Origin of the sequence: Pseudomonas sp. PNPG3 (assembly GCF_023093815.1) — a bacterium.
GTDB classification, from domain to species: domain Bacteria; phylum Pseudomonadota; class Gammaproteobacteria; order Pseudomonadales; family Pseudomonadaceae; genus Aquipseudomonas; species Aquipseudomonas asiatica.
Genome location: NZ_JALLKV010000399.1, coordinates 1 through 207 on the forward strand (window position 1 = coordinate 1; position 207 = coordinate 207).

The following is a 207-nucleotide window of genomic DNA, read 5'->3' on the forward strand; positions in this document are numbered from 1 at the left end:
CTGGAGTAGGAGGCGATCAGCGCGGTCAGCGGCGCGGCGTTGGACGAGGTTAGGTTCAGCGACCAGAAGGCTTCGTTCCAGCACAGGATCAGCGACAGCAACATGGTCGAGGCGAGCCCGCCCTTGCTGATCGGCAGGAGCACGCGAAGCATCTCCTGCAGCAGCGTGGCGCCGTCCATGCGGGCCGCTTCGAGGATGTCGCGGGGG

Annotated in this window: 1 protein-coding gene; it reads right to left on the bottom strand. The window is 66.7% G+C overall.

Annotated elements, in window-relative coordinates; genetic code table 11:
* A partial coding sequence (locus MJ643_RS31430; protein WP_247727418.1) for an ABC transporter permease subunit occupies window positions 1-207 on the bottom strand: 207 nt, incomplete at both ends.